This window comes from Dietzia maris (assembly GCF_014144855.1).
GTDB classification, from domain to species: Bacteria; Actinomycetota; Actinomycetes; order Mycobacteriales; family Mycobacteriaceae; genus Dietzia; species Dietzia kunjamensis.
Genome location: NZ_JAALDN010000029.1, coordinates 1 through 7,186, shown reverse-complemented (window position 1 = coordinate 7,186; position 7,186 = coordinate 1). Strand labels below are relative to the sequence as shown.

At 69.9% G+C, this 7,186-nt stretch carries 5 protein-coding genes and 1 pseudogene; 4 read left to right on the top strand and 2 right to left on the bottom strand.

Annotation, left to right across the window (positions count from 1 at the left end; genetic code table 11):
- Positions 1–132: 132 nt before the first annotated feature.
- The gene (locus tag G6024_RS00910; RefSeq protein WP_159147611.1) at positions 133–801 is read left to right on the top strand and encodes a HemK2/MTQ2 family protein methyltransferase; all 669 of its coding nucleotides are present in this window, start codon (positions 133–135) and stop codon (positions 799–801) included.
- 34 nt (positions 802–835) lie between these two features.
- A complete protein-coding gene (locus G6024_RS00905; RefSeq protein ID WP_096907399.1) occupies positions 836–1,006 on the top strand; it encodes a CDGSH iron-sulfur domain-containing protein in 171 nt (56 codons plus the stop codon).
- A 157-nt stretch (positions 1,007–1,163) separates the two neighbouring features.
- On the opposite strand, the gene G6024_RS00900 is transcribed toward G6024_RS00905, so the two are convergent.
- Positions 1,164–2,180: an iron-containing redox enzyme family protein gene (locus G6024_RS00900; RefSeq protein WP_067720039.1), complete on the bottom strand. Its 1,017-nt coding sequence runs from the start codon at positions 2,178–2,180 to the stop codon at positions 1,164–1,166.
- Positions 2,181–2,189: 9 nt separating this feature from the next.
- On the bottom strand, positions 2,190–3,419 hold the full coding sequence (locus G6024_RS00895) for a hypothetical protein (RefSeq protein WP_235027706.1): 1,230 nt from the start codon (positions 3,417–3,419) through the stop codon (positions 2,190–2,192).
- Between the two features lie 193 nt (positions 3,420–3,612).
- Between G6024_RS00895 and fdh the strand changes: the two genes are divergently transcribed.
- Positions 3,613–6,867: a formate dehydrogenase gene (fdh, locus tag G6024_RS00890; RefSeq protein ID WP_182640286.1), complete on the top strand. Its 3,255-nt coding sequence runs from the start codon at positions 3,613–3,615 to the stop codon at positions 6,865–6,867.
- 3 nt (positions 6,868–6,870) lie between these two features.
- Positions 6,871–7,186, top strand: a pseudogene (locus tag G6024_RS00885) (4Fe-4S dicluster domain-containing protein); the annotation flags it as partial.

Sequence of the window (7,186 nt, the reverse complement as noted above, 5' to 3'; positions counted from 1 at the left end):
GCCGGCCCGGCCGGGCCCGACGGGCGGGCCGGGCGGTCCGGGCGGGCCCGACGGGACCGCATCCGGTTGCAGGTGGGGCGCTTCGCCGATTGACTGGACAACATCTGTCCCGAAGATCAACCGGAGGCCCCGATGACCCAGACCCGGTTCACCCATATCGAGGTCGACGACGGTGTCTACGCGCCCCAGGACGACTCCTGGCTCATCTGTGAGGCGCTCGACCAGTGCGATCTCGTCGCCGGCCGGCGGGTCCTCGACATCTGTACAGGCAGCGGCATCCTCGCCATCGAGACCGCACTCAAGGGCGCCCGGGAGGTACTCGCCTACGACATCTCCCCCGCCGCCGTCGCGTGTGCGTCCCGCAACGCCGACCGGGCCGGGGTGCAGGTGGACGTCCGGCTCGGCACCCTCGACGACGCCCGCCGGGCCGGCCCCTACGACGTGGTGGTCTCCAACCCGCCGTACGTCCCGTCCGACGTCCCGCTCGAGGGCACCGGACCCAACCGGGCGTGGGACGCCGGCGCCAACGGCCGCGTGGTGCTGGACCAGCTGTGCGACCTCGCCCCGGACCTGGTCTCGCCCGGCGGGAGCATGATGATCGTGCACTCGGAGTTCTCGGACCCTCCGCAGACCATCCGCAAGCTGGAGCAGTCGGGGTTCACCGCGCGGACCGTCGCCACCCGCGTCGTGGACTTCGGTCCCGTCATGACCTCGTACGCCGAGCGACTCGAGGCCGCCGGTCTGCTCGAGCCCGGTCGCCGCGAGGAGGAGCTGGTGGTGATCCGCGTTGACCGCGTCTGACGCCCGGCGGGTGCGGATCGTGCCCGGGGGACCGATGCTCATCGAGGGCCCGGTCGACATGACGACGCCCGACGGCGAGCGCGTCTGCTCGGACCGCTTCATGGTGGCCGTGTGCACGTGTCGGCGCAGCAAGACCTACCCGTTGTGCGACACGAGTCACCGCCGCAAGGTCCGGCCGACCGACCCGGCCCGCGACGACGACTGAGCGCTGTCCCGGGGCGGCGGCGGACCCCTTCCCGCGAATCCGCTACCCGGAATCAGGATCTGCTACCCCGATGCGCATAGCGAATCCCGATTCGGAGTAGCGGATCTTCCCGGGGCGGTGGGACGGGCGGCTCGCCGGGAGAGTGGCCGGGAGAGTGTCAGGGCAGGAGCGAGGACTCGCCGCGCTTCCACGCGGCGAGCATCTTCTCCGCGGCCAGGTCGTCGAGATAGTCCAGCGCGCGCATACCGAACACCACGTCGGCGGCCAGTTCCGGCTCACGGCGCACCAGATCGCCCACGACGTCGTGCCGCATGACCTGCTCATGGACCGCATCGGCCTCCACGTGCTCGGCGTAGAAGTGGACGCACTCCTCGGGAGCGCCCAGCCGACGCAGTCCGGCCACCAGGCGGGCCGATCCCGGCGACGAGGTGATCTCGATGGCCGCGAAATGGCCGATCGCCGCGCCCCGCAGTGACCGGTGCAGGCCGAACATCGACATGAGGTTGACCGTCGCCAGCGTCTCTGCCGACACCCGGTCGAGGTAACCGAGGTAGGTCGGGTCCAGCTCGGCGGCGCTCATGAGGTCGGCCCACAACCGCTGGTGCACGCGCTCACCCCGCCCACCACCGAACTCGTCGAACTCCACCGCGACGAACGAGGCCTTGGCCTGACCCTGCAGACGCGGGATCGTGAACGCGTGCGGGTCACCCTCCTTGAGGTGGTACAGGGACCGGTGGGCGAAGTACTCGCGCAGCTGGTCCCACGACCCCTCGTCCTTGAAGTACCAGGACGGTCCGGTGCCGGAGGTCGCCTCGACCGACAGTGCGTCCATCTCGGCCACGGGGTCGTCGCCGGGCTCGACGGCCGACCGCAGGTGCCCGAGGAAGACCCGCTCGAGGTCCCGCCGCAGCCGCAGCACCTCCGGCTCCCACTCCAGCTCCGCGTCGACCCCGTCGAAGCCCCGGTAGTGCAGCTCGTACAACGTGTACAGGGCGAGCTGAAGGTCCCGGCCCAGCGGATCGGTGTCCGCCGGTACCGGCGGCAGGTCCTGCACGGCGCCAGACGACAACGCCGCGACGACCGCCTCGGACAGCGGACCACAGGCGACGGGAAGCGACGGCGCGGTCGTGGCGGAGTCCTGCGCGGGGGCGGCGTCGATCGGTGCAGCTGTCATATCCCTTGTCTACCCCCTCGGCCGGTCGTCCTCCACCTCGCGCGGCCCCCCGTCGCGGGAGCTCTTACTCCCGTTCCCGCTCTCGCTGCCGTCGTCGTCGTCGTTGTCGTCGCCCTCGTCGCCCTCGTCCTCGTCCTCGTCCTCGCCGTGTTCGCGCTCGATCCGCTCCTGCTCCTCCTGCTCCTCGCTGTCGCCGTCGCCGCTCTGGTAGCTGTCGAACATCTTGCGGCGCTCGTGCCAGCGCAGGCTGTAGGTGGCTTCGCGGACGGCGTCCTCGTCGTCGAAGTTCGACCCGAGCGCCCCGGCGAAGGCGCCCAGACAACTGGACAGCCAGGCCAGGTGGACGTAGTCCCAGACTGAGACGGGCCGCTCGAGCTGCGTCTCGAGGTATCCGGCGTCCATCACGGCGATCGCCAGCACGAACATGGCGACCAGCAGGCCGAGGTACATGATGCCGACGCCGGTACCGACCGTCAGGACCGTGGCCGCGTTGTCCATCCGCCGGCTGCTCGCCGTGAGCCCGTCATCCGGGCGGGTCCACAGGCCGTTGCGGAGGATGAGCCACACCACCAGGGTGAGCACGCCCATCACGCTGATCAGTAGCAGCCGGAGCGGATGCAGCGCCACCGCCAGCGAGGCGATACTCCCGTAGAAGATGCCGAAGGCGCCCGTGCCCGCCCCGGCGGCCACGACACCGGTCAGCGCCGTCATCATCCGGGTGGGCCGGTTGTTGCGCACCATCCCCGACAGCAACCGGGCCCTGTTGAGGAAACCTCGGCAGTGCTCGGGGGGCAGGTCGTCCGTCGCGGGTGCGCCCAGCCCACCCTGGTGGGTGCCCGCACGCACCAGCTTGAGGGCGAGCTTGCGGACCTTCGAACGCACTCTGACGACGCCGAACACCGGGATACACAGCAGTGCCGCGGTGGTCGAGCCGCTCACGTCATAGAGCAGCGGGTCCCCGTCGGAACGGGTGGCGAGGTCCGTCAGATAGAGCACGAAATCCCAATCGTGTTCCTGCAGCAGCCGGGGGGCGTGCTCGGTGAGCCGGATCTCGCCGTCCGGTCCGAGCGGGAGGGTCTCCTGGTCGACCTCCACCCGCCACCGACCCCCGAGTTCGCTGGACAGGTCATCCGCGAGATCGTCCGCGATCGCCACCGCGACCCTCCGGGGCACGCCCGGATCGGCCATGAGACCGACGGTCGCCCACACCTCGTCCTCGTTCCAAGTCTGCTCGTCCACCCCACCATCATGGCCCCGGGAGAGGATTCGCCAAATCGGTTGCGAAGGCCATTGTGCTGGCGTTACATGGCACGGAACCCACGTGGTGCGGACAGGAGAACGGGAGGTGACGATGTCGGAACAGGCGAGGTCGGAACAGGCGAGGTCGGAACGCCAGCCCGACCCCGGCCGGCCGCGCGCGTCGCGGCCGGAACTGGGCCGACGCGGTTCACCGCTGAACTGGCCCGTCTGGCGGCAGTTCACCGGTGAGGATCTGCTCGGTCGCGGCTCCGCGACCCGCTCCCGGCGTTCCCTCGAGATCACCCCCCGCACCGCCACCGCCGACAAGGTGGTCAAGAGTGTCTGCCCGTTCTGTGCGGTCGGGTGCGCCCAGGACGTCTACGTCTCCGGTGGCAAGGTCACCCAGATCGAGGGTGACGACGACAGCCCCATCTCCCGCGGCCGCCTGTGCCCCAAGGGTTCGGCGAGCAAGCAGCTCGTCACCAACCCGGACCGCATCACCACGGTGCTCCACCGCAAGCCGTACGCGACGGAGTGGGAGGAACTCGACCTCGACACTGCCCTGGAGATGGTCGCCGACCGCGTGCTGGAGTCGCGGAAGGAGTTCTGGGAGGAGACGGACTCGAACGGTGACACCGTCCGGCGCACCCGGGGTCTCGCGAGCCTGGGCGGGGCGACGCTGGACAACGAGGAAAACTACCTCATGAAGAAGCTCTACACGGCGCTCGGTGCCATCGAGGTGGAGAACCAGGCGCGCATTTGACACTCCTCCACCGTTCCCGGTCTGGGAACCTCATTCGGGCGTGGTGGTGCCACGAACTACCAGCAGGACCTCGCGAACGCCGACTGCATCGTCATCCAGGGTTCCAACATGGCCGAGGCGCACCCGGTGGGGTTCCAGTGGGTCATGGAGGCCAAGCGCCGTGGCGCCACGATCATCCACGTCGACCCCCGGTTAACGCGCACCAGTGCGCTCGCTGACCAGCACGTACCCATCCGTGCGGGGTCGGATATCGCGTTCCTCGGCGGGCTGATCAACCACGTCCTCACCAACGACGCCTGGTTCTCGGAGTACGTGCTGGCCTACACCAACGCGTCGACGATCATCGGCGAGGACTTCGAGGACACCGAGGACCTCGCGGGCCTGTTCTCCGGCTTCGACGCCGATGACCGGACCTACGACCTGGAGTCCTGGCAGTACGCGGGTGCCCAGAACGACATGCCCGACGAGGGCCGCGACGACGACGATGCCGAGGACGAGGCCTCCGAGACCCCCGGCGCCGCCGGCGCCCGCGCGTCGGACACGACCGAGGATCCCTCGCGCGACGAGACCCTGCAGCACCCGCACTGCGTCTTCCAGATCCTCAAACGGCACTTCAGTCGCTACACGCCGGAAATGGTCGAGCGGACCTGCGGCGTCGCTGCCGACGACTTCCTCCGCGTCGCCCGTGCGCTGACCGAGAACTCGGGACGGGAACGCACCACCGCGTTCTGTTACGCCGTCGGCTGGACCCAGCACACCGTGGGAGTGCAGTACATTCGCACGGCCGCGATCCTCCAGCTGCTGCTCGGCAACATCGGGCGCCCCGGTGGCGGCATCATGGCGCTGCGCGGCCACGCCAGCATCCAGGGCTCCACCGACATCCCCACGCTGTACGACCTCATGCCCGGGTACCTACCCACGCCGAACGCCGGCGAGCAACCGGACCTGGACAGCTACATCGGCACTGACGACGTGGCGCAGGGTTTCTGGGGCCACATGCGCTCGTACACCGTCAGCCTGCTCAAGGCCTGGTGGGGCGACGCCGCCACCGCGGACAACGACTTCGCCTACGACTACCTGCCCAAGCTCACGGGCAAGCACGACTCGACCGTCACGGTGCAGCGGCAGATCAACGAAGGCGGCGGCGGGTACTTCCTCGTAGGCGAGAACCCCGCCGTGGGCACCGCCAACGGGCGGATGCAGCGCGCCGGGCTGGCCAACCTCGACTGGCTGGTCGTCCGCGACCTCGTGATGATCGAGAGCGCCGACTTCTGGCGCAGGGGCCCGGAGATCGAGACCGGCGAGATGCGCCCGGAGGACATCGGCACCGAGGTCTTCTTCTTCCCGGCCGCCAACCACGTGGAGAAGAAGGGCACGTTCACCAACACGCAGCGGTTGCTGCAGTGGCGACACCAGGCCGTCGAGCCACCGGGGGACGCGCGCAGTGAACTGTGGTTCTACTACCACCTCGGACGCCGTCTGAAGGAGAAGCTGGCCGACTCCACCGACCCCCGAGACCGGCCGCTACTGGATTTGACCTGGGACTACCCGATGGAGCCGGGCTCGGACGACGAACCCGACGCCGAGGCCGTGCTGGCCGAGATCAACGGCCGCGGCGAGGACGGCGAACCCCTGTCGACGTTCACCCAGCTCAAGCCGGACGGCTCGACCTCGTGCGGGTGTTGGATCTACTGCGGCGTCTACGCCGACGGCGTCAACCAGGCCGCGCGGCGCAGGTCCCGCCACGAGCAGGGCCCGGTGGCCCCGGAGTGGGGTTGGGCCTGGCCGGCGAACCGTCGCATCCTCTACAACCGTGCCTCCGCCGACCCGGAGGGGCGGCCCTGGAGCGAACGCAAGGCACTCATCAGCTGGGATCCGGACGCCGCCGACGGCGCCGGCCGATGGGTGGGCGAGGACGTGCCCGACTTCGAGGCCGACAAGGCGCCCGATTACACCCCGCCCGAGGGGGCGGTGGCGCAGGACGCCATCGGTGGGGCGCAGCCGTTCATCATGCAGGACGACGGCCGCGGGTGGCTCTATGCGCCGCGCGGACTGGCCGACGGTCCGCTGCCGGCGCACTACGAGCCGCCGGAGTCGCCCGTGGCGAACCCGATCTACCCGGGTCACGACGCCAATCCCGCCCGCGCGATACGCCCCGGTCGGTACAACGAGACCCAGCCGGGCCACGGGGAGCCGGGCAGCGAGGTGTTCCCGTTCGTGTTCACCACCTACCGCCTGACCGAGCACCACACGGCGGGCGCGATGAGTCGGACGTTGCCCTACCTGTCGGAACTGCAGCCGGAGTTCTTCTGCGAGATCAGCCCCGAGCTGGCGCGGGAGCGGGGCCTGGTCAACGGGGGCTGGGCGACGATCGTCACCTCCCGCTCCGCGATCGAGGCGCGGGTCCTCGTGACCAGGCGGATGACGCCGCTGCTCATCGACGGTCGCACCCTGCACCAGATCGGGCTGCCCTATCACTGGGGCGGCAACGGCGTGAGCATCGGCGACCCGGCGAACGACCTGCTCGCCCAGTCCCTCGATCCCAACGTGTCCATTCCCGCGACCAAGGCCACGAGCTGTGACATCGTCGCGGGACGACGGCCGCGTGGACCGGCACTGCTGGAGTTCGTCGAGGGCTACCGCCGGCGCGCGGGAGTCATCACCGAACCGGGAACGGAGAGCTGAATCATGTCCGCCTTCCTGTCCGATCTCGGGCGGTCCTTCTTCGGGGACATCGACCCCGCCGAGGACAACGGCTACGCCGACCCGCCGCCGCGCAAGGGCTTCTTCACCGACACCAGCGTGTGCATCGGCTGCAAGGCCTGCGAGGTGGCGTGCAAGGAGTGGAACCTCATCCCCTCCGACGGCCTCGAGCTCACCGGCATGTCCTACGACAACACCCAGGCGCTGGGCGCCTCGACGTGGCGGCACGTCGCGTTCATCGAGCAGGAGGTGCCGGCCCGGTCCGGGGCGCACGCCGCGCCGGCCCCCGCGGCGCCCGCGC

Bases quoted from the DNA above. Each gene is read 5' to 3' on its own strand.
- G6024_RS00910 (WP_159147611.1), top strand. From the start codon at position 133: ATGACCCAGACCCGGTTCACCCATATCGAGGTCGACGACGGTGTCTAC.
- G6024_RS00905 (WP_096907399.1), top strand. From the start codon at position 836: ATGCTCATCGAGGGCCCGGTCGACATGACGACGCCCGACGGCGAGCGC.
- G6024_RS00900 (WP_067720039.1), bottom strand. From the start codon at position 2,180: ATGACAGCTGCACCGATCGACGCCGCCCCCGCGCAGGACTCCGCCACG.